The 23,659-nt window shown below is 38.9% G+C and carries 19 protein-coding genes; 10 read left to right on the forward strand and 9 right to left on the reverse strand.

The features are described 5' to 3' along the window. Position 1: 1 nt before the first annotated feature. From J2Y37_RS10680 to J2Y37_RS10690, 3 genes are all read right to left on the reverse strand, one after another. Positions 2-1,657: an MFS transporter gene (locus tag J2Y37_RS10680; protein ID WP_349032802.1), complete on the reverse strand. Its 1,656-nt coding sequence runs from the start codon at positions 1,655-1,657 to the stop codon at positions 2-4. 13 nt (positions 1,658-1,670) lie between these two features. Next, entirely contained in the window at positions 1,671-2,219 is a 549-nt protein-coding gene (locus tag J2Y37_RS10685) for a TetR/AcrR family transcriptional regulator (RefSeq protein ID WP_349032803.1), read from the reverse strand. Positions 2,220-2,348: 129 nt separating this feature from the next. Next, positions 2,349-3,326: an MBL fold metallo-hydrolase gene (locus J2Y37_RS10690; RefSeq protein ID WP_349032804.1), complete on the reverse strand. Its 978-nt coding sequence runs from the start codon at positions 3,324-3,326 to the stop codon at positions 2,349-2,351. 123 nt (positions 3,327-3,449) lie between these two features. Here J2Y37_RS10690 and J2Y37_RS10695 point away from each other — a divergent pair, with 123 nt between their 5' ends. Beyond that, positions 3,450-5,471: an ATP-binding protein gene (locus J2Y37_RS10695; RefSeq protein ID WP_349032805.1), complete on the forward strand. Its 2,022-nt coding sequence runs from the start codon at positions 3,450-3,452 to the stop codon at positions 5,469-5,471. A 51-nt stretch (positions 5,472-5,522) separates the two neighbouring features. Here the strand turns inward: J2Y37_RS10695 and metG are convergent, their stop codons facing one another. Both metG and J2Y37_RS10705 read right to left on the reverse strand, forming a co-directional pair. After that, complete coding sequence (metG, locus tag J2Y37_RS10700) at positions 5,523-7,580, reverse strand: methionine--tRNA ligase (protein ID WP_349032806.1); 2,058 nt, start codon at positions 7,578-7,580, stop codon at positions 5,523-5,525. Positions 7,581-7,671: 91 nt separating this feature from the next. Next, positions 7,672-8,169 (reverse strand): hypothetical protein, encoded by a 498-nt coding sequence (locus tag J2Y37_RS10705; protein WP_349032807.1) that lies wholly within the window; start codon positions 8,167-8,169, stop codon positions 7,672-7,674. 108 nt (positions 8,170-8,277) lie between these two features. Here J2Y37_RS10705 and J2Y37_RS10710 point away from each other — a divergent pair, with 108 nt between their 5' ends. The 4 genes from J2Y37_RS10710 to J2Y37_RS10725 all read left to right on the forward strand — a co-directional run bounded on the left by J2Y37_RS10710 (position 8,278) and on the right by J2Y37_RS10725 (position 11,898). Beyond that, positions 8,278-8,820: a GNAT family N-acetyltransferase gene (locus J2Y37_RS10710; protein ID WP_349032808.1), complete on the forward strand. Its 543-nt coding sequence runs from the start codon at positions 8,278-8,280 to the stop codon at positions 8,818-8,820. A 182-nt stretch (positions 8,821-9,002) separates the two neighbouring features. Then, the gene (locus J2Y37_RS10715; protein WP_004669889.1) at positions 9,003-9,452 is read left to right on the forward strand and encodes a hypothetical protein; all 450 of its coding nucleotides are present in this window, start codon (positions 9,003-9,005) and stop codon (positions 9,450-9,452) included. A gap of 157 nt (positions 9,453-9,609) precedes the next feature. After that, on the forward strand, positions 9,610-10,854 hold the full coding sequence (apbC, locus tag J2Y37_RS10720; RefSeq protein WP_349032809.1) for an iron-sulfur cluster carrier protein ApbC: 1,245 nt from the start codon (positions 9,610-9,612) through the stop codon (positions 10,852-10,854). A 168-nt stretch (positions 10,855-11,022) separates the two neighbouring features. After that, a complete protein-coding gene (locus tag J2Y37_RS10725) occupies positions 11,023-11,898 on the forward strand; it encodes a 5'-methylthioadenosine/S-adenosylhomocysteine nucleosidase (RefSeq protein ID WP_349032810.1) in 876 nt (291 codons plus the stop codon). Between the two features lie 86 nt (positions 11,899-11,984). Here the strand turns inward: J2Y37_RS10725 and J2Y37_RS10730 are convergent, their stop codons facing one another. From J2Y37_RS10730 to J2Y37_RS10745, 4 genes are all read right to left on the reverse strand, one after another. Beyond that, positions 11,985-14,006, reverse strand: coding sequence for a TRAP transporter permease (locus J2Y37_RS10730; protein ID WP_349032811.1), 2,022 nt, complete (start codon positions 14,004-14,006; stop codon positions 11,985-11,987). Next, positions 13,990-14,478 carry a DUF1850 domain-containing protein gene (locus J2Y37_RS10735; protein ID WP_349032812.1) on the reverse strand — a complete coding sequence of 163 codons (489 nt, stop codon included), beginning with the start codon at positions 14,476-14,478 and terminating at the stop codon, positions 13,990-13,992. The genes J2Y37_RS10730 and J2Y37_RS10735 overlap by 17 nt, the downstream gene beginning before the upstream one ends. Beyond that, positions 14,475-15,479: a TAXI family TRAP transporter solute-binding subunit gene (locus J2Y37_RS10740; RefSeq protein ID WP_004669896.1), complete on the reverse strand. Its 1,005-nt coding sequence runs from the start codon at positions 15,477-15,479 to the stop codon at positions 14,475-14,477. Before J2Y37_RS10740 ends, J2Y37_RS10735 begins: the two co-directional genes overlap by 4 nt. 143 nt (positions 15,480-15,622) lie before the next feature. Further along, entirely contained in the window at positions 15,623-16,174 is a 552-nt protein-coding gene (locus J2Y37_RS10745) for a DUF2062 domain-containing protein (protein ID WP_349032813.1), read from the reverse strand. 323 nt (positions 16,175-16,497) lie between these two features. Between J2Y37_RS10745 and J2Y37_RS10750 the strand changes: the two genes are divergently transcribed. The 5 genes from J2Y37_RS10750 (at position 16,498) to J2Y37_RS10770 (ending at position 23,501) form a co-directional block, all read left to right on the forward strand. After that, positions 16,498-17,091 carry a LysE family transporter gene (locus tag J2Y37_RS10750; protein WP_349032814.1) on the forward strand — a complete coding sequence of 198 codons (594 nt, stop codon included), beginning with the start codon at positions 16,498-16,500 and terminating at the stop codon, positions 17,089-17,091. 113 nt (positions 17,092-17,204) lie between these two features. Beyond that, positions 17,205-17,774 carry a dCTP deaminase gene (dcd, locus tag J2Y37_RS10755; protein WP_004669899.1) on the forward strand — a complete coding sequence of 190 codons (570 nt, stop codon included), beginning with the start codon at positions 17,205-17,207 and terminating at the stop codon, positions 17,772-17,774. 333 nt (positions 17,775-18,107) lie between these two features. Beyond that, positions 18,108-20,108, forward strand: coding sequence for a hypothetical protein (locus tag J2Y37_RS10760; RefSeq protein WP_349032815.1), 2,001 nt, complete (start codon positions 18,108-18,110; stop codon positions 20,106-20,108). Between the two features lie 11 nt (positions 20,109-20,119). Then, on the forward strand, positions 20,120-20,824 hold the full coding sequence (locus J2Y37_RS10765) for a DUF6160 family protein (RefSeq protein ID WP_349032816.1): 705 nt from the start codon (positions 20,120-20,122) through the stop codon (positions 20,822-20,824). Positions 20,825-20,855: 31 nt separating this feature from the next. Beyond that, positions 20,856-23,501: a DUF6160 family protein gene (locus J2Y37_RS10770; protein WP_349032817.1), complete on the forward strand. Its 2,646-nt coding sequence runs from the start codon at positions 20,856-20,858 to the stop codon at positions 23,499-23,501. Positions 23,502-23,659 lie beyond the last annotated feature (158 nt).

Here is a 23,659-nt window from a genome sequence, read left to right on the forward strand (position 1 = left end):
TTCAAGTAGGTGAATTGGCCGTTTCTATCTTTATTCGCGCGATGTATTTGTCACGTATATACTTAAATAATCCCCATACGAATAAAATAACAGCAAAGATGCCATTGAGTATAATGACGTCGTTATAAGCACGGACTTGAGCCTCACGCGTTACCACTTGATTCAAGTTCTGCATCGCTTGCTTATTTTGTAATACAGGATCAGTGGTATTGATCATGGCACTGTGTTGATAGCGCTGTAAGCGTTGCGCAACCAATGGGTCTGTGGGGTCTAAACTGCGATTGATTTCGACCTTGTAATCGTAGGTATGACGTTGCTGATAGGTGTTGAAGAATGATGAACCAACCAGACCACCAAAGTTTTGAGTGGCGGTGAATAGTACGATAAAGGTCACGACGTACTGCGGACCACGTTGTAAGGTACGTAGAAATCCCATCAACAATAATGGGCCAATAAATACACCACCTGCAAAACTCACCAAGAATTGACTTCGATAGAAATTCGCTGGTCGAACATCACTGGTCAGGTGATAGTCGAGTATGCATGCAATAAAAATCAGAATTTCGGCTAGGAACAGATTTAAGATCAAACGATCTTTATGAAAGGTGAGTGCGCTAAATACAGAGCCCGCAATTGTTCCACAAAAGATAACGCCATAGAGTGGAACAAATTGGTCAGGACCCATGCCCATTGTTTTTAGAAAATTAACAGCAGCATAACTTTGTTCGGACATGAGTAGCCGTAAAGCAAAAGCACTAATGATAAAACCGAGTAAATCACCCGTTGCGAGCCAACGCGTCATAATCAGTGGGTTACGACGATAATGCTCATAGGTTAGACCCAAAACAATCAAACAAAAGCCAATGATCAAGGTATAGGCCAACCACGGGCTATTGAACCACCACAGAATTGGACCTTGTGTTAACACGATACATAAACAAGCAAAACCGGGAGCCAACAGCGCAAAAGTAAAAAAATCTTGTTTTTCAAAAACCTCTAAACGCAAGCTACGAGGTAGTTTGAGTGCGACGACCATGGCAAAACAACAAATGGCTAAACCGAGTTCAAAAGTGTAAATCACATCCCATTGATTGGCACTTAGTAGAAATGGAGAAATAATCCATGCCAAAGGCAAGCCGAGTTGCTGAAAGCCGAAAGCGAGATAAATCCCTTTTGCCATATCAGCCTTACCAAAGGCTTGCATGGTGTAGTACATCCCTAGCGAACTTAACGGTGCTGCGGCTAAACCTGCAATAAACCGAACAAATAACGCCATTTCATAGGTTTTTACAAAGAGATGTAAGATCAGAACACCAATAAAAACCAGTAACCCAATCTCTGAAAACAGACGCAATCCATATTGTTGACGGGCTTTGAATAAAATCAAATTCGAGCTAACGTTTGCCATCACATAAGCCGCAGGTAGCCATGCGGTTTGAGAGGGAGTTAAAGCATATTCACCTTGGAAAATTGGTAAATTAGCGATAATAAATCCATTACTCAAGCTCGCAGCGATGCAGATAAATAAACCAATAATAAAATATGCAAAGCGTTTCGGTGTGGCATGTGCAATAGCGGCAGGCGAGCCGGGTAGCGTTGGGCGCTCGTCAGGTGACCAATCTGGAGGAGTCTCAAGATAACGAGGTGTTTTATCCATTTTATGCCTCGAACTAAATTTTAATACCGTTTAATAATAATTGTATGGCTCGCTTTGCTAGTCGAACTTGTTCTGATGCGTTATGACCTTGAAATGAAGACCCTAAAATCGCCGCAATCATGGCAAAATCTTGTGTTGTTAGATCTGGGCGGCATAAATGATATTGTATGGCTCGATCAATGAGTGGTTGTAATGCTTTATCACGCCGTGCATAAATGTTTAGCATGATTGGGTCTTGGCGATCAATGACACGCCAGTAATCAATCAGTACAATCAGATGAGGGAGTTGTTCAATATGACCTTCAATCAAGCGAATAAAACCATCATCAAACTCAAGTAAAGCTTGCGCTCGTTGTTCTAAACGAATGATGGCTTGTTCGAGTAGCGCAATGATTAATGCTTTACGATCAGCAAAATTACGATAAAACGTTGCACGTCCAACACCTGCATGATCAATAATCGCTTGTAACGGTGCATGTATGCCTTGTGTTCGGAAAATTTCCTCTGCTGCATTGAGTAGCTCATCACGGTTATGGGCTGCCTGTTGTTGGCGATTTAGCATGTTTGAAGTTCATGGAGTATTTACATTATATTTAACGGACATTTTTGTCCGAAGTAAATTCAAGTCATTTTTATTTTTGTTTTAGTTCAGTAAAAGCGTGCATTGATCTACAACACACGCTTATGTTTATCAATCTTTGAAATGGGTTGGAATCCATTGATAACTTTTACCATCTGCTGAATAAATATGCCCAATCCCCGGAAATGGTAAATGTGGTGCTGCAATGGTTTGTCCATTCTTGGCAAAATTCGCAAATTGTTTTAAACGTGTCTGAACTGCTTTTTTCGGATCGATATCGTATTCAATTGCAGTTTGAGGTTTATCAAATTGCACGGTATGAGAATGAACAATATCACCAATAAACACGACACTTTGATCTTTGGTTTTTAGCTCATAACTATAGTGTCCTGGGGTATGTCCTGCCGTGTTGATGACTTTAAAGCCTTGAATTTCATCACCGAGCTTAAATGTTTTAAAGCGTTGCTTAGCTTGATAGGGCGCAATAGCTTCCTTGATCATTTCGACTGTACTTAAGTAGTTGGCTTGTTTGTCTTTTGGTAGTTTTGCCGCTTGTTTTGGATCTAGCCAATATTTAGCTTCATCCTCAGATACATAAACTGTGGCATTTGGAAAATTAGCTGTGCCTTTTTGGCTGATTCCACAAACATGGTCTGGGTGCAAATGGGTAAGTAAAATCGTATCGACTTGTTCAGGTTTATATCCTGAAGCAACTAGATTTTTCAAAATAGAACCAAGATGTGCACCGAAACAACTTTCAGCACCGCTATCGACTAAAATCAGTGATTTTCCTGTATTGACGAGGAATGCATTGATTGAGGTTTGCACGCCTTTATCTTGGTCAGCATAGTACTTTTTCAAGATTTCTTGCACTTGTTGTGGTGATATATCTTTGAACAGGTTTGGCGACATAAAGTTGGTGCCATCGAGCAAGGATGTAATCTGTACATCACCAACTTGATGTTGGTAAAAGCCTGAGACTTGTTTTTGTTGTTCAATGACTGGCAGGGTTTTGCTTGTTTCTGCTTGAGTGAGTAAAGGAACGCTGCTTAAGAATGAAGCTGAAAGGAGTAGGGCTATTTTTTTCATTTATAAATATTCTCAAAATTTATTGAATGGTCTACTTTTTAGCATAAAAAGCAATTTTTTAAAATTTTTATGAAGTAATAAGTCTTTAATATTTTTTAAATCTATTTATAGGTTATGATTCATTTGAATAAGAAAAAAATTGGTTCTTTGAAGATGCAAAACTTTAGTGGTACTGCTCAGATTACAGATGATGGAATAAAAAAACACTTTAAAAATATGGAACCATATAAAGCTATTTTTGAGCTTGTTTGGAATGGTTTTGATGCAAGAGCGACTAATGTCAATGTGAGGTTGCTTAAGAATGCATTAGGTAGAGTCGAGTCTATATCAATTTGTGATGATGGAGATGGAATTGATCTAGTAAATTTGGATAATAGTTTTCAAAAGTTTAATGAATCTAATAAGAAAAATGATGATGACCTGCATGGATCGCATGGGAGAGGACGCCTAGCTTTTCATAAATTAGCAAATGAAGCGGTGTGGTTTACTAAATACAAAAATGAGAATGCTAAAATTCGTATTTCTGCTGATACAATTTCCAAATATGAGGGAGAGTTTATAGCAAAAGAAAATCAAATAGGGATTTTAAAAAATTTAAAATCAGGTACTTGTGTTGTTCTGAGCTCATTATATCCCAAGGTTCAATTTCCATCTGAAGAAAGCTTATTGGATAGTATAAAAAAAGAATTTAGTTGGCTATTAATAGTAAACCCACACAGAAAACTACTTTTAAATGGGATTGAAGTACCTATCTTAGAAAACTCTTGCTTTGAAAAAGATGTACAAATCGAAAATATTAATTTTAAAATAAAGGCTATTAGATGGCATGAAAAGTTAAGTCATGATAAATCATGTAATTATTTATTAGATTCTAATCAAAAGATAATTTTTAAAGAATTAAGTAAGGCTAATAATAAGATAGATTTTTTTACAAGTTGTTATGCTTTATCTGAATGGAATGATACATATAATAAAAATGAATTAGAAATGGATTCTAAATTTGAGCAACAACAAAAAATATTAAGAAAAATTAATTCAGAAATGAGTTTTTTTCTGAAAGAAATATATGAAGATTATTTAAGAGAGTATGTCGATGCCAAAATAGAAAGTTATGATGAAAAAGGATATTTCCCATCTTACCTTGGCTATGAGCACAGTTATGCATTATGGCGAAAGAAAAATACAAAAGATGCTGTGAGAAGTATTTATTTAGCTGATCCCAAAGTTTTTGCAAATCTTAATACAAAGCCCTTAAAAATTATTATTAGAATGCTGGATAAGCTTTTGGTATCTAAAGAAAATGATGAAATATTTGATGTTTTAGATGATGTCTTAGACTTAAGTGATACTCAGGTTAATTTGCTAGCAAAGCAACTTAAATCAACTACGTTAGAAAATATAATTAGTACGATTGAAATTTTACAGAAAAGAGAGTTAGCTGTAGCCAAACTTAAAGAATTAATGGATAAGCATTATGAATCGGTATTAGAAACGCCAGATTTACAAAAAATTATTGAAGCAAATACATGGCTTTTTGGTTCACAATATGAGCTTTTGGGTGCAGAAGAAGATACGTTTACAAAAATTGCTCAGAAATTAAGAAAAGAAATTAAGGGAGTCAATGAAATAGGGTTAGATGATTTAGATTCTGATGATCATACAGAAGTAGTCATTCAAGGACTTAATAGACAAGTTGATTTGTTTCTTGCAAGAAAACAATATACATTCGATGCCCTAGGTAAACCTATTTACAAGTGTATTATCGTTGAAATAAAAAAACCAAGTATCTCTTTGAATAAAAAACATTTACAACAGTTAAACGACTATGCAGAGATTATTGCTAAATACCCTGGTTTTAATAGTGGAAAATTAGTTTTTGAATTAATCTTGATTGGTAGGAAAATTTCAAAAGATGATTTTTCGATTAAGGCACAACTACAAAGCCATAAAGATAAAGGGGAGCTTGGTTTAGTTCTACAAGCTGAAAAAATAAAATGTTATGTTAAAGATTGGTATACTATTTTTGACGAATTTAATCTATCTAATAATTTCTTACTAGAAAATTTAAAGTCTAAATATGATGATTTATCTGATGAAAGTAAAATTTCTCTTGTAAATGATTTGCAAGGACAAAAAGTTAGCTAACAAACAAAAAAGCCCCTACAACGTAGAGGCTTTTCTTTCAAGGTCTAAATCTTAAGAAACTTTATCACCAGCTTTAGCGCCAGATTCAGGTGAAATCACCCAAACACCTTCGCCATTACCCGCTGCAAGTACCATACCATTTGAGATACCAAAACGCATTTTACGAGGTACAAGGTTAGCCACCATCACCACCAATTTACCTTTTAAGTCTTCTGGTTGGTAGAACTCACGAATACCACTAAACACATTACGTGGCTCAGCTTCACCTACATTTAAAGTTAATTGAAGTAATTTATCCGAACCTTCGACCGTTGAAGCTTCTAAAACTTCAGCTACACGCAGGTCAACTTTCATAAAATCTTCAATGCCAATAATTTCAGCTTCACCCACTTTTGGTTCAGGCTTCTTCTCAGCTTTCTTCTCTTTTTTCTTTTCAACTTTTGGCGCTTCTGCCGTAGCGACTAAAGAATCTTTAGAAGAATCAACCATTGCAGCAACTGCTTTCGGGTCGACGCGTTGCATTAACGGTTGGAATTGAGCGATCTCATGTGAAACTAAGATTTGCTTACGTGATTCGAAGTTAAAACTTTCAAGTTTTAAGAAAGCCTGAACTTGTGCAGCAAGTGTTGGCAATACAGGGGATAAGTAAACCGCAAGCTGACGGAAAAGGTTAATACCCACTGCGCACACATCATGAACTTGTTGTTCCTGACCTTCTTGCTTCGCAAGCGCCCAAGGTTTTTTCTCATCAATATATTGATTCGCACGATCTGCCAACGCCATGATTTCACGGATTGCAGCAGAGAATTCGCGTGCTTCGTATGCTTGTGCAATTGAATCGCCTGCATCAATAAAGCTTTGCACTAACTCAGGCTCAGCACAGGTATTTGAAAGAGTATTATTGAAATTGGTATTAATGAATTTTGCACAACGGCTCGCAATATTCACCACTTTACCAACAAGATCCGAATTCACTTTCTGAACGAAGTCATCTAGGTTTAAATCTGAATCTTCAACTTTGTCTGAAAGTTTAGAAGCAAAGTAGTAGCGTAAATATTCAGGATTTAAATGCTGTAAATAAGTTTCAGCTTTGATGAATGTACCGCGAGATTTCGACATCTTCTGACCATTCACAGTCAAGAAGCCATTGACGAATAAACCAGATGGCGTACGGTAGTTTGCACCTTCAAGCATTGCAGGCCAGAACAGCGCATGGAAGTAAACGATGTCTTTACCAATGAAGTGATAGACTTCATTTTCTGAATCTTTTTTCCAGAAATCATCAAAACTTAAATCAGGGCGTTTGGTTTTGATGTAGTTTTCAAAACTCGACATATAGCCAATCGGTGCATCCACCCAAACATAGAAATATTTGTTTGGCGCATCTGGAATTTCAAAACCAAAATAAGGCGCATCGCGAGAAATATCCCAATCAGATAAACCTGCTTCAAACCATTCATCGAGTTTGTTGGCAATCGAAACAGGTAAACGACCTTGATCACGTGTCCATTTCTGTAAGTATTCTGAGAAATTTGGAAGTTTAAAGAAGTAATGGTCTGATGATTTCTCAACAGGTGTCGCACCGCTCAAAGTTGAGCGTGGATTGAGTAATTCAGTTGCATTGTAAGTTGTGCCACACACTTCGCACGCATCGCCGTATTGATCTTCCGATTTACATTTTGGGCACGTGCCTTTAATGAAACGGTCAGACAAGAACATGCCTTTTTCTGGATCAAATAGCTGATTTACAGGACGAATCGCAATATTGCCTGCTTCACGGTTTTTAATATAAATTTCTTCTGAACGTGCTTTGTTTTCGTCACTATTGGTTGAATCATAGTGATCGAAATGTACGCCAAAGCCATCAAAGTCACGGATATGTTCTTTTTGAACGTTGGCAATCTGTGCTTCTGGGCTAATGCCATTTGCTTCGGCACGCAGCATGATCGCTGTCCCATGAGCATCATCCGCACATACGTAAGTCACGTCATGACCCATTGCACGCATCGCACGAACCCAAATATCTGCTTGGATATAACCGAGTAAGTGACCCATATGGATAGGACCATTGGCATAAGGAAGGGCATTGGTGACTAAAATTTTACGCACGGATATTGTTCTCTCATTCGTATTTCAAGGTGGATGATTTTACATGACTTAACACCGACTTGCACAAGGGAATCAGTGAAATCTTTAGAGATCACATACTCTGCATTTGTTTAACGGTTACACTGTGCTTAGAATTTTTTCTCAACGAAATGATTTTGCCTTTAGACAGGAAATGAATGTGATAGCTTTTTAAGCTATTGCTCTTTGGATCAACCGTAATTTCAGCAAATAAAGGTGTTTGCCAAAGTTCATCACTACCTAAAGTACCTAACCAAGCTTGAGCTTTAATCGCAACAGTCAGCTCATCTTTTATCTCTAAATCACTGATGCTCATCTCGCTACACCAATGCACGGTTGTTGGAAATTCTACTTTTGAAAATTTCCAACAAATCGAAAGTGCTAAGCTCGTTGCAATTCCAGCATAATCATTGCTTTCATTATGAATGACAGGAAGTAACTGTTCTGCCACATCGCGCTCAAAAGAATCAATCATGCTTTGGATTCTTCTTTTACTTGAAAGAATGTACCTTAAGCGCTTTTCTTGAGCTTGAAGTTCATGTTGAATTTCTAAAAGTTCGTTTTCATTCATATTTAAAGCTTTATAAATAAGGTTAAGATTTCGATAGTGCAAAAGTATATCTGATCTATTTTTTTATATTGTGAATAGTTTTTTAATTGAAATTTAATGGGTCTAAAAATGATCGAAACAGCTCGACTACGTTTAAGACCGTGGCGAGCAGAGGACTATGTATCCTTTGCCGCAATGAGCACCAATCCACAAGTTATGGAATATTTTCCAAAACTACTGACGCGAGCAGAAAGTGATGCCTTGATCGATAGAATGAAGTCGATTATCGAGACTCAAGGTTGGGGCTTTTGGGCAGTTGAGTTAAAGCACAACCAGCAATTTATTGGTTTTACTGGTTTACATGACCAACCTACCCAGTATTCTTTTTCACCGTGTGTGGAAATCGGATGGCGACTCGATCAAGCGTATTGGGGGCAGGGATATGCACCAGAAGCAGCTCAAGCGGCTCTCACATTCGCTTTTGATCAGTTGAAATTAGACAAAGTTGTGTCATTTACCACACTAGGAAATGAAAAATCGCAAGCGGTCATGCGAAAGTTGAAAATGAGAAAGATCACAGAATTTCAACATCCAGCTTTGGAATCAGATCACCCTTTAAGCTGGCATGTCTTATATGAGATCTCTAAAAATGAATTTCTTGAAGTAAATTAAACGTTATTCATTGATATGATTTTTATATCCAAAAATTCATAAGGTTATCAATCAGAAATGATTTGAATATTCCTGTATATCCTTTGTTTCAATTTGCTGCAATTGCTAAAAAATCAACATAAACGCGGTATAACTAAGTCTGCTCCAAACAATTTATATTTACCTATAAGTGAGGAATTACGATGACAAATGAAAAAATTGATGAGTTAAAAACTCAAGCAGCCGACTTAGGTAATGATTTAAAACACAAAGCAAAAGAAGCGCAGTTACAAGGCGAAAAAGCAGTTGATGATTTAAAGCACTCAGCAGAGGAGCTAAAACTGAAAGGTGAAAAAGCATTGGATGATCTAAAAAAAGATGCGTCTGAGCAAAGTAGCGAAAGCAAAGAGGCTTTTTCTAATAAAGTGGATGAAATTAAAGCTAAACTTGAAGATACCCAACATAGCGTTCAAGACAAATTTGACCACTTAAAAGAAGAAGCAAGTCATAAGTTAGATGATGCAAAAGTAAAAGCGGCTGAATTGAAAGACGAAGCTGCTGCAAAATTTGATGATCTCAAAGCTCAGGCAAGTAGCAAATTGGATGATTTAAAGAAAGCAGCAACGGATACTATAAATAAATTCAAAGGCTAGTTGGCTGATTAAATTTAAATAACTGATGCTCATATCTTATGAAGAAATATGCTGTAAAAAATAAGCAATTGTCTTCTTTGATATGAGCGTCACTTCTTCGATCCTGCTAAACTAACCAAACTCAGTCCTATGTTGATCTGTTTTTGGAGTAAACAAAATGTCGTGGCTTTCTTCCTTAAAATCTGTTTTTTCACCAGCACAAGAAGTGAAGGAAGACGAGATTCAAACAGTTCTACAAAACTATGTATTACCTTATTCAGAAAATGGCTTAAAAGATCGGATTAGCCAAGTGAATGTCCAAGGTCGTATTTTGCAACTGACGATTAATACCTTTCCTCAAGAAAAAGATCATTTACAACAAATCCATGATGAACTTGCTGAAGCCTTAGAAAAATGTGGCATTCAGGAGTTAAACCTGCATGTCGTTCAACAAAAACACGCTGCACATGGCGAAGCAGGTCATAGCTGTTCATCTAAGCCTAAAGCGGAAACTGCCCATACAAAAAATACAAAACTACCGCCTGTGATGGATGCGTCCACAAAAGCTGAAACAGACCCAAATAATCCACCCATTCAAAAAGCTGCACCGCAACAGCGTGATATTGCAGCTCATCCACGCATTCAAAATGTAATTTTGGTGTCATCGGGTAAAGGTGGTGTGGGTAAATCAACCACCACAGTGAATCTTGCACTTGCACTACAAAAAATGGGTTTAAAAGTCGGTGTTCTCGATGCTGATATCTATGGCCCAAGTATTCCAACGATGCTTGGAAATGCAGGTCAAACACCACAAATTGAAAATGAACATTTTGTACCTTTAGATGCCTATGGCATGGCGGTGATTTCGATCGGTCATCTCATTGGCGCACATAATACCCCTGTGGCTTGGCGTGGACCAAAGGCAACAGGGGCATTGATGCAATTGTTTAATCAAACGCTTTGGCCTGATTTAGATGTACTGGTGATTGATATGCCACCGGGAACAGGTGACATCCAATTGACATTGGCACAGCGTATACCTGTGACAGGTGCAGTGATTGTGACAACACCTCAGAATGTGGCACTCATGGATGCGGTGAAAGGGATCGAGTTGTTTAATCGTGTCAGCATTCCAGTGCTTGGTGTGATCGAAAATATGTCGACACATATTTGTTCGAATTGTGGTTTTGAAGAACAAATTTTTGGGATCGGTGGTGGTGATCAAATTTCTGAACAATACCAAATTCCATTACTTGGGCGTTTACCTTTAGATGCTAAAATCCGTGAACATGCGGATCAAGGTAAACCAAGCGTAATTGCGCAAGATGCTGCGGCTGAAAGTTTTATGGCTATCGCGCAAGCACTGCTTGAGCAAATGGAAAAATTACCAAAGCATCAAAAAGATGACAAACGCATTTTCTAAATAAACCGATTTCCAAACTTAATGCTTTAAAAAAACCAACATCATGATGTTGGTTTTTTTATGTGCTGAGCAAAATGATTTTTTGATTGATAAGAATTAAAATTATACCAATGAGTAAAAACTGGCATGTGGATTGCTTATTCTCTCTTTTCGATTGAGAGTAGATGGATGATGCATTTTAAACGGTTTATGGGGATTGCCAGTGTCTGTACCGCTTTGTTTCTAAGTGCCTGTAATGGAGATGGTGATTCAAATCCTCAGCAAGCACAAGAAAAGCCCCAATTACAGCCTATTGTGATACAAGGTGCATTGCCGATTGAATCTGAACGAATGGCATCGAAATTAGACGGTGTCACAGTTGAGACGATAGGAGGTTGGACGTTTTGGAAGGGAAGCTATAAAGGTTATCCCATGATTATCTCGAAGACCCGAATGGGCATGAGTAATTCAGCCGCAGCAACAGCGATTGCCATTCAGCATTACCAACCGATTGCGATTATAAATCAAGGTACTTCAGGCGGACATGATCCTGATTTACATGTGTTTGATATTGTTCTTGGAAAATATACGACCAATATCGGTGCATTCAAAACACCTCATCAACCCATAAATGGCGGTTCAAACTCACTGACATGGAACGAAGCATTTGATGTACTTCCTGATGATGAGTCTGATCCTGAACCGATTGCGATACGCAAGTTTGAAGGGGATCCAGCCTTACTGGTTGCGGCCTATAAAGCCAAAGCAAACTATAGCAAAGGCCAAGTTGTAGAAGGTACGATTGGCTCGGCTGATGTTTGGAATAATGAATTAGATCGAATTAACTTCTTGCATAGCACATATGGTACTTCTGTTGAGGAAATGGAAGCAGCATCGGTTGCACAAATTGCATATCAATTTAAAGTGCCATTCCTTGGCATTCGGGTTTTATCCAATAATATTACCAATAATGGCGCTTATGATCCCGCTACAGGTGAAGCGTGTCAGGATTATGTATTAGATGTTGCGGAACACTATATGAAGGAAAAAACTGAAACTAAATAGAGATAGGTGTTGCTAAAAAGCTGTCTCATCACATGCTGAGACAGCTTTTTAGGTTTTATTCACATCACTATTAATCGTGAATAGTGCTAGTGAGCGGATTGAGGCGGTGTAGAACCCGTTTCTTTTTTCGCTTGTGCGATATTCATGGCAATACAAACCCCAACAATAACAACACCAACGAGATCAGTCATCGGTTCTGGCACAATCATCATCAATGCCCCAACGCCTAACACCAATCTCCATAGCCAGTTCATCGTGGTTTTGAAATAGCCCTCTACTGCTGCACCTAAGGCTAGAATACCGATAATCGATGTCGTCGCGATGCTGACAATGCTCCAAATCGAAGGTAGGGCAAACTCACGGGCATTCATTGCCACATTGGTGGTATCGATCATCAACATGGCTGGATTATAAACAAACAGAAACGGCACAATAAAACCAGCTAAGGATAATTTAAGTGCTTGAAATCCTGTTTTCATCGGGTCGCCACCTGAAATACCAGCCCCAGCAAAAGCAGCCAAAGCAACAGGAGGGGTAATATTGGCAAATAAACCAAAATAGAATACAAACATGTGTGCAACAAGAATCGGCACATCAAAATGAGCCAGTGCAGGTGCTGCCATCGTTGCCGTGATGATATAGGCAGGAATAGATGGAAGCCCCATGCCTAAAATCATCGATGCCACCATGGTAAATAACAGCGTAAGGAACAGATTTCCTGCGCCGACACTCATGATATACGAGGTCATTACCGAGCCGAAACTGGTTAAACTCACCACACCAATGATCAGACCAACCACAGCACAGGCAGACATTACCGATAAAGATTGTTTGGCACCATCCGCAAGTGCCTCTAAAATTTGTTTAACTCCCATCCGCGTTGTTTTACGCAGATTAGCGACAACGATGGTTAATAGAATGGTATAGACCGCGGCATAGCTGACAGGCATGGATTGAAATAAGAAAAACACCAACGCCACGATCGGAATGAGCAAGTGTCCACGTTCTTTCAGTACTTCTTTGACACGAGGCAAATCTGATTTGGGTAAGCCTTTGAGATTGTCACGACCTGCACGGAAATGGACTTGTGAAATCACGCCGAGGTAATACAACAATGCAGGTAAGATCGCTGCGAGGGCAATGGTGCCATAACTGACCCCTGTTGTTTCTGCCATGATAAAGGCACTCGCCCCCATGATTGGCGGTAGAATCTGACCACCAACGGAAGCACTTGCTTCCACTGCACCTGCGAAATTTTTGTTATAACCAATTTTTTTCATCAATGGAATGGTAAATGAACCTGTTCCCACCACATTCGCAACGGCTGTGCCGTTAATACTTCCCATAAAACCACTAGAAATCACAGCAACTTTTGCAGGCCCACCTTGTTTGTGTCCTGCTAAAGCCATCGCGAGATCATTGAATAGTTTGCCCATACCAGACTTGGCTAGAAATGCACCAAATAAAATAAACAGGAAGATAAAGGTCACTGACGCGCCAATCGCAGATGAATAAAGACCTTCCGTTTTTAAATACATTTGCCCGAAAATATCACTGACGCTATAAGGTCGAGTGAGTAAGCGGTCAGGCATCCAGTTAAAATGACTAATAAATGGATAAGCCAGAAAAATTAGCCCAAGAATAGGCAACATCCAGCCCATGATTCTTCGTGCCGCCTCAATCACCAGAACCACAGTCATAATGGCAAACACGATATCCAAGGTATTTGGAATACCTCCTCGCGAGGTCATAATATTTTGATATTCAATCCATAAATAACCAAATGAAGCGAGTGATGCCAGCATTAAAATCCAGTCGAACCAAGCGATATGTTGCCGATCGCTACTTTGCCGTGCTGGATATAACAGGAAAATAAGGGCTATACCAATCGAAACGTGTGCTGAACGTTGGATCAGTTCAGGTAGTGGATTAAAGGTAATAAACAAATGGAACAGAGAGTAAAAAATGGCTAACACGGTAATAAATAGACCAACAGATTTCTGTTTGGGCGTGCGTGTTACAGATTCCTTATCAAATTTTTCTAATAATTCTTTTTGTTTTGCTTGATCTGACTGTTCTGGCGTTACGGTATCATTCGGTGTATTCATCACATTCTCCTAACCACCAGATCTTCCATAATGGTGTATAAGTGCTTCTAAACTGAACAAGGCTATAATCGGGGAGTTGGTTTACGATTGCCCAGCTTTTGTCTTTTAGTAAAATATGACCTTGCATATTTCGTGAAACGGTCCAGTTGATCTCAGGGATTTGTTGATTGACCGACATTCGGATCACACCATCCTTTTGAAAAATAACTGGGTAATCACTTGGTGTTCCAGCACCAAAAGAAATTAAGTCCGTATAAATGAGCTGGAAGCCATTTTTGTTACGTTGGTAATTTTCGAGCCATAACGTTTTTTCTACAGAATGCCGCCATTGCAAATTAAAATCAGCTTCACGGATAATGCAGTGATGTTTTGGCGTTGTGATCTGTGTGCTTGCAATGGGATAACTCATTAGAATACCCAATAGCACCACGCTACAGAAAAGTGCAGCCGAGGCTGCACTTAGATACTTCATTTTGTTGCTGCAATTTCGTCGTAATATTTTTTCGCTCCAGGGTGTAGTTGAGTCACTAAACCTTGTTGCGCACCTTGCAAGCTGATGTCTTTGGCTGCTTGATGACTATTGGCTAAAGCATCCAAACTTTCAAAGAATGTTTTAGTCAACTTATACACATCGTCTTCAGAAAGGTCTGAACGGACAACCAAAGCATTCATGATCGCTGCTGTAGGAATATCTTCAGCATTGTCATAGGTGCCTTTTGGAATGATCATTGGTAAGAAATAAGCTTGGTCTTTGGCGATTTGTTTAATTTTTTCAGGATCAATACTGACAAGCTGCAAATCATAGCCGCGCTGTAATTCCATAAGTGATGAATTTGGAATACCACTGGTGAGGAAAGCTGCATCTAACTTTCCGCCTTTAAGTGCATCAGCCGCCTCTGCATAGCCTAAATAATCAACTTTTACGTCTTTATAGCTAATACCGAAACCATTTAATAAAGTGCGAGCATTCACTTCAACGCCAGAGTTTTGAGCACCCACTGCGATACGTTTACCTTTCAAATCCTCAATGCTTTTGATCCCAGATTTTTTTGATGTGACGATTTGCACATAGTTTGGATAGAGTGCAGCTATCTGTTGCACATTGGTGATTTTATCCTTGAAGCTCCCTTGTCCATTCACTGCTTCTGTAAGGCTGTCACTCATCACAAAAGCCATTTCGACTTTGTTTTGTTTGAGTAGATTTAGGTTTTCAACCGAAGCACCAGTGGTCTGTGTTTTAGAGTTTACACCATAAGTTTTATGATAAATTTCAGCCAAATTTGTTGCGATGACATTATATGGACCTGATGCTCCACCCGTTGCAATATTGACAAATCTTGTTTCGAGTTTATTGGCATTTGCAGTTGCGCTGCTTCCTTCTTGGCTTGTATTTTTGTTGCCAGTATTGTCAGAACAAGCGGATAAACCTGTGATTGCTAAACCGAGTAAAATGAGTTGGGGCCATTTTTTCATTGCTATCTCCTAATTGTATGCAAACCATAAATCCATCATTTGGTTGCTTTATTTAATATGATTGTTCATTTTGACGCGATAAAATATGTTCTACTCTTACCGTATTCTGAGGGGGATGGCAACTTTTTTCGACGCTTTTTATACTAAAGAATTGATCCTTTTTTATGACGTGATTTCCAATTCTTTATCACCACCCAACGCCAAATTAAATGTGTAGCGACGTAAAACAGCAGGGCACACAGCAGTGCCTCAACCACCAGACCAGACATTAGTATTTTTGCTAAATTTAAATCAATATGACCGTGACCAAAATTGGTCAACCAATTGATCATTTGATGCAGCACACCAAGTAACATCTCTTTATTAATCATTTCGACTTGATATATCTGAGCACCAAACCAAAAACCGACATATAGGATCGGCACAACCGTCAATGGGTTGGTGAGCCAAGCCAGACATAAGCCAATCGGCAGATTCACCTCGAAGTATAAAATACTCAAGATGATAAACAGGCTATGAAAAGGTACGGGTAAGATGCCCCAAAAAGTGCCAATAAAGATCGCTTTTGCAATGGTGTGACGATTCACATACCAAAGTAAGGGGTTTAAGGTGCGAGGACCAAAAACTTTCATCAACTTAAGTTTGGCGATTTTTTCCGAGGAGGGGAGCCATTTCTGAAAGAATAGCTTAGGCATAAAATGGGAAATGTATCAAAGTAAAAGAGCAGTACCCTTCAAAATAGCATGCTTTGCTTAGCCTAAACTTAAAAGCCAAAAAGATTGGATGCAGCAATGAAAGTTTACTTCCATGGGCGTTTTTGCTGAGGCACACTCTATCTGTTGTATGCAAAATATACGAAACTATTAAGGTGACTCTAGAGTTATAAGGGATTGAAAATCATAAAGTATAAATAAAATATGAGGTTAATATGAATGTCAGCATAACTACTTACAGTTATTTTTTTGCTATCGGATCGCTGTTCGATTAATCTAAAAAACAATTTTAGTGAGGTCATTCGATGATTTCATGGTTTTTTATTGGATTGGTTGCGACGATTTTATTGACGCCCGGTCCGACCAATACCTTACTTGCATCCTCTGGTATCCAAGTGGGGCTACGTAAGTCTTTGCTGTTGATCCCCGCAGAGGCGATCGGTTATATCATTGCGATTAGTGTGTGGGGGATGTTGATTGGTAAAGTCTCCGCAACATTGCCCTTATTGCCCGTTTTTCTCAAGTTGCTGAGTGCAGGCTATATTTTATTTCTCGCTTTTAAATTGTGGCGTACGGCAGATCAAGAAGTGATATTAAATCAACCGACGATTAGATCTAGAGAATTACTTTGTGCCACCTTACTCAACCCTAAAGCATTGTTATTTGCTTCTGCGATTTTCCCAGCTACTGCGTGGAAGAGCCAAGACATTTATTTTGCACACATGAGCACTTTTGTTGCTCTGATTCTCCCAATTGCGTTATTTTGGATCGCTGTAGGTGCTGTTTTGGCAACCAACAAAGTAACATGGTTATCTCAATCTAAATTACAGCGTATGACTTCAGTTGTGCTGGTCAGTTTTGCGATTCCGATCAGTTATTCAGCACTCAACAATTTATAAGATTTCAACGTTTCTTACTTGGTTGGTTATATCGATTGGGGTGTTGTTTTCATTAATGTCATTTTACGTTAAAGTAGCTGCCAATCATCAACTTCGTTTTTGGATATAAAGACATGGCAATAAAATCTGATCGTTGGATTCGTGAAATGAGCGAAAAACACGGCATGATTGAACCTTATGCAGAAAATCAAGTCCGTTTCGATGAAAATGGAGAAAAGTTGATTTCTTATGGTGTCTCAAGCTATGGCTATGATGTCCGTTGTGCGCGTGAGTTTAAAGTCTTTACCAATGTGCATTCTGTCATTGTTGATCCAAAGAATTTCGATGAGAAAAGCTTTATTGATATCGAATCTGATGTCTGTATCATTCCACCCAATTCATTTGCACTTGCGCGTACCATCGAGTATTTCCGTATCCCGCGCAATGTACTGACCGTGTGTTTAGGAAAATCGACCTACGCGCGTTGCGGTATCATCGTAAACGTAACCCCTTTAGAACCTGAGTGGGAAGGTCACGTTACACTTGAGTTTTCAAACACCACAAACTTACCTGCACGTATTTATGCGGGCGAAGGTGTGGCTCAGATGCTTTTCTTTGAAAGTGATGAAGTCTGTGAAACTTCATATAAAGATCGTGGTGGTAAATACCAAGGTCAAACTGGTGTGACGTTACCGAAGACTTAATTATCCTAATTACAATTTGCAACAATGCCTATTGATATATGGTTTTGTTGCAAATTTGATTCTAATAAAAGTAATCACATAATATTCAAATAGAAAATAAAAACGATGTGTTTTATCGCAGGTTCACTTATCGGAAAAATGTAACATTTGACCACTTTCTTTTGCTTTTGTGTAAATATTCGGCATAATAAAAAATGAGAATGCCTAGGCGTAAATAGCCTATAAAGTTTGAGTGTGGCTCGGAAGCTAACTGATCTTGGTAGATTTGGTCACTCAAAACGATGTAAGAAAAATAACGATGATGCGGAGCATCAAGGAAATAGGAAGGTCAAAATGACTAGATTAACTTCTACGGTGGTTTTTAAACGGACTGTTTTAGCAAGTTTGATTGGCTTGTTATTAAGCAGATCTGTTTTTGCACTAGAGTTGCTTTCTGATGATCATTTAAGTGACACCACAGGTGAAGGGATTGCAATCCTTCCTCGTGATTTTTCTTTACGCTTCAATGGCGCTGAAAACCCGCTGGCAAATGGTTCAACTCCCTTAAATTTTCCAGATACGGGTTATATTCGTTATATTCCTGTTGGTCCGCTTACACAAGCCTCATTAGACACAAATAAAAATGGCACAGTAGGTCCTGAAGATAGAGCAGTGGGGAAAGCAGATCTTTTCCTTTATGGATTGGCGATTTCTAAGGCTGATGGTAATTCAAATAATCGTTTTAGTAATATGGGTATTGCAAGTTGGGGTACAGCAGCAAACCCTTGGTTATTAAAAGTTGCTACAGAAAATAATGTGCCAGATTTTAATGCACCAACTCCTACATCCACAACTAGCGGTTCAGTGACTTATCTTGCATTAGAAGCGCCTCTTTTTAATAAGATAATTCCTACATTGGCTGCCGAGGGTGCAGATGCATACAATTTGAAATTGGGTTTGTGGGCAGATGCTTTTGTTCGTAATCCTAATGTTGTTGAAAACATGACAGCAACTGGTGACCAATTTAACTTGGGTGCAATGAATGGAACGGTGGCATCGAATCGCGCCAATCGTATTCGATTGAATGCGGTTTGGGATGGTTTTGGTATTAACGGTAGTCGTATTCAAATGTTCCAAACCTTAGGTGGAGCATCCAATACTGGTGGAATGAGTAAATTCTATAATAATACGCTTGGTTTAAATGGTGTGCTGAGGCTCAATAGTGGACCAAGTAATACTGCGGCCACTCGAGGGACGGCAACGGCAACAGCTGCATGGACAGCAGGAGTCGCAACGACGAATACATACACCGTGCCAAGCGGGATGGCAACGTATGGCGCTGGTCCTATTTTTGCATCATCTGGTGGTTGTGGTGTGAGTAGTACAAGTCCAGATGCACGTAATTTATCAACTTTTTCACGCGGCGATTGTCGTCAGCAAGAAAGAATATTGACAAGAACCAGTAGAACCACAACGAATTGGACTGCACCTTCAACAGGTAAGGTTTTACGTATTGGGACGAAAGAAACTTCTGATACAGGTCTCTTGAGCACACCAGCGATCAATGGTGGCACAGCACCTACTTTTGCTGCGTCTTCAGCTAATGACGGTGCTGTATATATCTACAATTTAAATTCAAATTTGGTTTTGGGCTCTCTTTATCAACCGTTGGTTTTGGGTGTTGCAAATGATGGTCGAAATGTAACACTTGAAATTGCTCGAATTCCGAATAAAGAAAGTATTTATAAGAAAATTTATACAAACTATGCTCGCCCTGTAACTGCAACAGATCCAGCAGCTTGGCAGTTTAATGGCGGTTACTATGGCTCGACTTGTAATGTTCACTATTGTGGTGAGCATGTAGCTGGTACACCATCTGTTATTTCAAATAATTATCAAGCAGCGACTGCGACCCATAGTAGTATAACGATTGGATCAACTAACTATAATGCAGCAACAAATCAATTATCAGCTTTTGATGGAGTTGGTGCGATAGGGATATCTTTTGGTGCGCTACAGTCTGGTACTGTCATGCGTGATGAAACGTATACTCAGGTGCAGCAACAAGTTAGAGACTGGAGTACCGGATATGAGCGTTATTGTAGTGGGGGTACGAACTGGTTAGGAAGTTGTCAAGGATATAGTAATAGATACTTTAATCAGAACTGGCAAGCATTCGGTGCTTGGACGAATACTGATCGAACAACTTTTTCTAACCAGATTCATATATCGACGCCAGGCGGTATTCCTAATACAGCACCTGTCAAAGCTGCTGCGCCATCAAATAATTTTGGATCGGCCGCAATTGATGGCTTATTGATCCAACATTTAAAATTCACAACAACTGGCTTGTAATGGAGGAATGTATGAAAAAGATGATTTTTACACTAACTGCATTATTAGCCAGCCTATCTACAGCATATGCGGGGTTGCAAACCCTAGATAATCAAGAATTAGAGGCAGTGCAAGGTCAAGCTGGGGCGGATTTGTCTTTAAATTTGCAGCTTAACCAAACAGGTTTGAATGGTGTTTTTGATACAAGTGTCTGTTCTGACTTACGTTTCTGTCGTCTTGGTTTGTCTTTAAATAACCGTTTTTTGAAAGAAACGACACCAGGCTCAGGTACGTGGGTCGCTGACGATGTTAGTGGTAATAAATTATGGCTAGTATTTAAAGGGATGCAAGGAACGATTAATATTCAGAAACTGGGTATCGATGGTGTAGATTTAACCTATGTAAATGATGCAAATGCTAATTATATAAAACCAGCAATACAATTAAGTTACAGTCAAAATTTTCCAATTTTGATCAGAAATTTCGGTTATCAATCTTTGTCGATTGAGAAAGATAGCGTACCAAATGAAGGCGCTGGTAATGTACCTGGGTATTTGGTCCCTACTACAGCGGGTGTTGGAACTTACACAGCAGCAAATACATTTGATGGTCGGCACCCTACAAATTCAGGCATTGGTCGTGAAACTGGATTTACAGGGTTAATGATGAATGGAAATCTTGCATTGCAAGGCAATATAGTCATGTTCGGTTGTGATGCTGGACACCCACGTTGTTAGGATTAGAGAGAATTTCACAAGGACGATCGTGATGAAATATAACAATGAAAAACGACAGTTTGTGCTTAATACATTAGCCTTTAGTTTGTTGCTAATTCAGACTTCTGCCTATGCAATGCAAGCATTAGATGATACTGCTTTGAGAGGGGTGAATGGGCAAGATGGAATTCATGTTTCTACGATCTATGATGAAGTAAATGTTGAGCAGTTTTACTGGGAGGATAACGCAGGTCGAGGAAGTAACGCTGCTACAAATAATACCTTACGTGCTGTCGCAAATGGTTTCAAAATAAAACAAAGTAATGCTTCAAATTTAGGGTTAGGGACTGATTATAAAATAAATATTGGAAGCACTACAGGCGTAGCTGGGAAAACTGGTTTAGAGCTTGAATTAGCTACAAATCCTTCGCTGATTACTATAGATTCATTCGCAATTTGTGATACTGAAGCTACGCAACGTTGTAGTGATCCTGTTGGAAATCTTGCAGTACAAACAAGTTCTGTGATTGGTATCCAATTTAAAACCCGCGATGGATTATTTAGTAAAACAAGCCAATCTATATTAGATTTAGGCTTGAGAAATGCGAATATTTATCTTGGTCAAACGAATGTTAATAATCAGTTAAATCAGTTGATTTTAAAAAACCTCAACTTTAATTTCCTTGGGAAAGGAGTTATGTTTGTTGATGGAGTTGAGGGCTTTAGGCTACAAACAAATACAAAAAATAGCGATGGTTCAGAACCAACCCCAGCTTCTTTAAGTCAATCACCAAATGCAAATTATGGTTATGTCGATTTTAGACGGACAGCTGACTCTGCATCTTCGACTTTGTCAAATACTGGGAGTTATGGAAACGGGTTAGCTGGTTCTAACGGTGTTACTACAAATTCGGGATTAAATTTAGAGTTTATGTTGAATGGCGATGTAAGCCAAGTGAATCCATATGCTATTGACACATCGACAAATAGCCCAACTGGTGCAAAAGGATTGATTCGTGTCGGTGCGAGTGGTCGAATGGTTAATGGCTTTTTGCAACTACGTGGTTTAGATAGTTCTGGTAGATCAAATCCTGAAATTACTAGAAATCCCGCTAACTTATTAGATCCAAATACCAATAAATATGGAAATCCAGACGGTACCAATATTTTAGGTCAAGCTAATTCCCATACAACTAATTCAACAAATAATATTATGGGTAATTCTGGTTTGGCTTTTCGTATGAAAGCAGAATTCACTAGAGAAAATGATTCAATGTTGGCAGCAAACTCAGCGAATAACGATTCCGCTGGCGCTGCTACGACATTAGAGATTGGTGGAGCAGGTTTAAATACGTATGGATTTGAATTTGGTAATTTGACGGGATTGCAACAAGGTTCTCGTGGGTCTTTTGATAGTGGTAATGTATATATCAACTTGGCTGATACTAAGACAGCTCTTTTGCCAGCAAATTATACGTTCCAGACAAGTCGATTTGGTAATGGTAGTTTTCTAACAAATCCAAGTGATTATAGTCAAAATATTCATATGCTCATGACCGATACTAATCCATATAGTTTATTGATCGCTGTGCGTGGTGGTGAATTTCAAGCTTTATCTCGTCGGGGACGTTTTACTAATAGTGCTAGAACAAATGATACATTTGGATCAGCCGTGCCTAACATTAATGAGCATATGAATAACGAATGGGGATTGGCATTACCATTTTATAACCTGAATGCCAATATTGCGATGTTGGGTACGAGAGTAAATGCGAACGAGGTATATTACTATTCAATAAATGGGACAAGAACAGCGGTTGCAGCATCTGGTACAACACCACGATTAGGTTTTTCTTTAGCAATGAGTACAGAAGGAATTGATAAAGACTTTAGTCGATCAACATCCTCAACAGCTTATCAACAGAAGGGTTTTAATGTTGGTAATAAAACTACATCTATTTTAGTAATCGATGGCGGTGATAAAGATCCTTTAACAGCAGGTGTTCAGCCGACAGACTACTATATGGGGCTTCGAAACATCGATATGTTGCTTAAAGGTACAGGTAGTGTTGGCGTGGAAAATGGTAGCTTCAATGTCAGCTTAAAAGATATGTTGATCGTAATGGCTGCTGAGGTTGCCGCTGGATATTTACCTGGTGCAACCTATAGGAGTTGTGTTGGAGCTTCGCCACTTGCTGGATGTTCGACACAAAATGCTGCGTTGGCTGATAATTTTGCACGAAAAGATGATGTTCTATTTGGATTGAAATTAAGGCTGGGAGGAGATATAGATTTCTCTCTCATACCAAACAGTGAATATAAAGCGGATGGTAGTGGTAATCGAATAAATATTGTAGGCAATCTGGAGTTAAAAGGAACAGGCAATACTGTTCAAATTAGCGATCCAATAGATGGTTCAACTATTGGGTTAGACAACTTAACAGGCAAGATTGGATTTAATAATGCGATTGTAATCGGTCGACATACATCTGGTGAGGGTGTTGTGAGTTTCAATGCGGGATTAACTTTTAACCCAGATCGTACTACTGATGGGGTTTTTAGAGCAAGAGATATTAATTTCTATCCACCTTTGAACATTGGGACTGAAGGGAAGCGTTTGGGTGAGCTTGCGATTACAGGAGGACGCTTGAATAGTAATTTTAGCATGATTCCACGTAATGGTAATTTTACTAACTAAATGGAAGTGTGAGGTGTAAGATGGTTAAATTGAAGGTTCTTACTGCTACTATATTAGTATTCGGTTTTAGTATGCACGGTTATGCATCTACACCAACAACTATGCAGAAAATGACAGACGATGAGCTTGCTGCAACTGAGGCGCAAGCCTTAATGAGT

It is taken from the genome of Acinetobacter sp. 3657 (assembly GCF_031456775.1).
GTDB lineage: Bacteria > Pseudomonadota > Gammaproteobacteria > Pseudomonadales > Moraxellaceae > Acinetobacter.

Excerpts from the sequence above, each read along its gene's own strand:
- J2Y37_RS10680 (WP_349032802.1), bottom strand. The coding sequence starts at position 1,657 with ATGGATAAAACACCTCGTTATCTTGAGACTCCTCCAGATTGGTCACCT.
- J2Y37_RS10685 (WP_349032803.1), bottom strand. The coding sequence starts at position 2,219 with ATGCTAAATCGCCAACAACAGGCAGCCCATAACCGTGATGAGCTACTC.
- J2Y37_RS10690 (WP_349032804.1), bottom strand. The coding sequence starts at position 3,326 with ATGAAAAAAATAGCCCTACTCCTTTCAGCTTCATTCTTAAGCAGCGTT.
- J2Y37_RS10705 (WP_349032807.1), bottom strand. The coding sequence starts at position 8,169 with ATGAATGAAAACGAACTTTTAGAAATTCAACATGAACTTCAAGCTCAA.
- J2Y37_RS10710 (WP_349032808.1), top strand. The coding sequence starts at position 8,278 with ATGATCGAAACAGCTCGACTACGTTTAAGACCGTGGCGAGCAGAGGAC.
- J2Y37_RS10715 (WP_004669889.1), top strand. The coding sequence starts at position 9,003 with ATGACAAATGAAAAAATTGATGAGTTAAAAACTCAAGCAGCCGACTTA.
- apbC (WP_349032809.1), top strand. The coding sequence starts at position 9,610 with ATGTCGTGGCTTTCTTCCTTAAAATCTGTTTTTTCACCAGCACAAGAA.
- J2Y37_RS10725 (WP_349032810.1), top strand. The coding sequence starts at position 11,023 with ATGATGCATTTTAAACGGTTTATGGGGATTGCCAGTGTCTGTACCGCT.
- J2Y37_RS10730 (WP_349032811.1), bottom strand. The coding sequence starts at position 14,006 with ATGAATACACCGAATGATACCGTAACGCCAGAACAGTCAGATCAAGCA.
- J2Y37_RS10735 (WP_349032812.1), bottom strand. The coding sequence starts at position 14,478 with ATGAAGTATCTAAGTGCAGCCTCGGCTGCACTTTTCTGTAGCGTGGTG.
- J2Y37_RS10740 (WP_004669896.1), bottom strand. The coding sequence starts at position 15,479 with ATGAAAAAATGGCCCCAACTCATTTTACTCGGTTTAGCAATCACAGGT.
- J2Y37_RS10745 (WP_349032813.1), bottom strand. The coding sequence starts at position 16,174 with ATGCCTAAGCTATTCTTTCAGAAATGGCTCCCCTCCTCGGAAAAAATC.
- J2Y37_RS10750 (WP_349032814.1), top strand. The coding sequence starts at position 16,498 with ATGATTTCATGGTTTTTTATTGGATTGGTTGCGACGATTTTATTGACG.
- dcd (WP_004669899.1), top strand. The coding sequence starts at position 17,205 with ATGGCAATAAAATCTGATCGTTGGATTCGTGAAATGAGCGAAAAACAC.
- J2Y37_RS10760 (WP_349032815.1), top strand. The coding sequence starts at position 18,108 with ATGACTAGATTAACTTCTACGGTGGTTTTTAAACGGACTGTTTTAGCA.
- J2Y37_RS10765 (WP_349032816.1), top strand. The coding sequence starts at position 20,120 with ATGAAAAAGATGATTTTTACACTAACTGCATTATTAGCCAGCCTATCT.
- J2Y37_RS10770 (WP_349032817.1), top strand. The coding sequence starts at position 20,856 with ATGAAATATAACAATGAAAAACGACAGTTTGTGCTTAATACATTAGCC.